Origin of the sequence: Candidatus Cardinium sp. cBcalN2, assembly GCF_022810445.1 — a bacterium.
GTDB lineage: Bacteria > Bacteroidota > Bacteroidia > Cytophagales > Amoebophilaceae > Cardinium.
The window spans coordinates 1-2181 of sequence record NZ_JAACGD010000033.1 but is presented as its reverse complement, the minus strand read 5'-3'; the positions used below and the strand labels follow the sequence as shown (position 1 = coordinate 2181).

Annotated in this window: 2 protein-coding genes; both read right to left on the bottom strand. The window is 36.0% G+C overall.

Annotated elements, in window-relative coordinates:
- Positions 1-303: 303 nt before the first annotated feature.
- Entirely contained in the window at positions 304-1449 is a 1146-nt protein-coding gene (locus MUW74_RS01110; RefSeq protein WP_243553023.1) for a DNA polymerase III subunit delta, read from the bottom strand.
- Positions 1450-1454: 5 nt separating this feature from the next.
- Positions 1455-1712: a type B 50S ribosomal protein L31 gene (locus tag MUW74_RS01105; RefSeq protein ID WP_243518011.1), complete on the bottom strand. Its 258-nt coding sequence runs from the start codon at positions 1710-1712 to the stop codon at positions 1455-1457.
- Positions 1713-2181: the final 469 nt, after the last annotated feature.

Genomic DNA, 2181 nt, shown 5'->3' with positions numbered 1-2181 from the left:
CCAATATAATGAACAGATACATTTTTTACTGCCATACGGCAGCACATTAGATATCCCATAAAACTAAACAGCGTCAAAAAGTATCCATTCAGCACTATGGTACGGCTACGTATAAAAATGCCCCTTGTAAAATAATTGCGATCAGAAATCACACCTTACAGCTGAAAAAACAGAATCCACGCTGCAGCCTTCCTCTCAACTGTTTTTCTGTTTCAGCTGTAAGGTGTGATTTCTGCAATTTTTTACCCAGGGCTTGATTTTTTGCTTACTTTTTTATCAAGAAAAAAGTAAGTTAAAAATACATTATTTACCAGTCCGCTGAACGGCTACGTCAAAAATAGTTACTATTTGGATAGAGGCATTTGCATAAACCATTTTTCCATTCGCATTCCGTTCTAAATAATAATAGCCTGCTACCAATTGTGCTATAATTTTTTTTAATTGAGTAACCGTCACCTTAAGCCCCAAATTTTGGGTAAAAGTTGCTTCAGTAGTCAAATGCATCTGTATAAGCGGGTAATCCAATTTGTCCAGTAACGTAGCTCGGATCAGTTGTAGCGCGTAACTAAAAAAACTTTTTTGTGCATCAGCTGGTAATTTGTAAAATGCTTCAGATTGGGTCATTAACTTGATAAAATCACTCCTATAGCAACTACGCATCCAATCGCTAAAACGTTCAAAGTTATCCTCAACACTTTGCTCAACTAATTGAAACGCTTTAGATAGATTCCCTTCAGCTAAAAAGGCTATTTCTTTATATCGATGTCCATCTAAATCGTTATATCTATAGCGCAACAGTTTTTCAATAGCTTCTTCTGAAAAAGGTGGAATGGTATGCTGTTGCGTGCGAGATCGAATGGTTGGTAATATTTTTTCACTATTTGAACCAACTAATAAAAAAACACTATTAGCAGGTGGCTCTTCTAAAGTTTTCAATAGGGCATTAGCGGCAGTATGATGGAGATATTCTGGCAACCATATAAGGACAATTTTATATGGCCCAATAAAAGGTTTTAAGCTAAGCTGTTGAATAATTTTATTAGCCTCTTTTCTACTAACTTGGCACTGCTTACCATCATAATACATGGCAACAGCCCACTCTTGTAGGGTTAAAAAAGGATTTTCTTTTAGACAGTTGCGAAATATTTCTAAATAGGGATTATCTGAGTGCGTTTCTGAGGCAGCAGTAGTAGCTTTTCTAGGAAAGACCAGTAGTAAATCTGGATGAGTCAATGCCAACATAGTAGCACAAGAAGAACAGCTGCCGCAAGCATCAGTTTCTGTACGAGCATTGCAATTTAAGTAAGTGGCAAAAGCTAACGCTAAAGCAAGATTAGCAGAACCAACAGGACCTACAAAAAGTTGTGCATGCGGTACTTGACCTGTAGCAGCCATTTTTATTAACATGCTTTTAAAAGCATCGTGCTCCAGTATTTTAGCAAATTGCATTACAATCAGACAACCTCTTTTTTCTTTTTATATTTTTGGTTGAAACGTTCAATTCTACCTGCTGTATCTACGAAAATTTTCTTACCTGTATAAAAAGGATGAGAAACATAGCTAACTTCTACCTTGAACAAAGGATATGTTTTTTTGTCTTCCCACTCAATGGTTTCTGATGTACGTATGGTAGAGCGGGTCATAAACTTAGCACCACTAGAAGTATCCAAAAAAACAACGGATCTATATTCCGGATGAATTTCTTTTTTCATATATTAAATAGTATAATTTGCTGAAATAAGACTGCAATCACAATTTAAGAAAAATTTTTATCAAGAAAAAAGTAATAGTAAAAATTGATTTTTTACCATTGTCATAAACAAGATACTGCTGTATCACCCATTCCAAGAAGGCCAACTTTTCAATGCTTTGCTGAGCCACTGTTGAGTACCTTGTTGCCTCTCTTGTGAGCGCTGTAGCCAAGGTGTAGGTACTGGTGGTAGCAGATCTAGTCGCCTATTTATGTTATTTAATTTTGGCTTCTTGTTACCATGTCCTTTACGTAAGTGTTCTTACAATGGCGTCAACTTAAGGAATTTTTATTTTTTTTATTTGATTATAAGTATTTTCCTCTTACTTTTTTCTTGATAAGAAAGTAACCAAAAAATCAAGCCCTGTGCGAAAAACTGCTGAAAGCTCAGTTTACAGCAGGAAAAACAGAAATCGCCCGCTGCGCGGGCT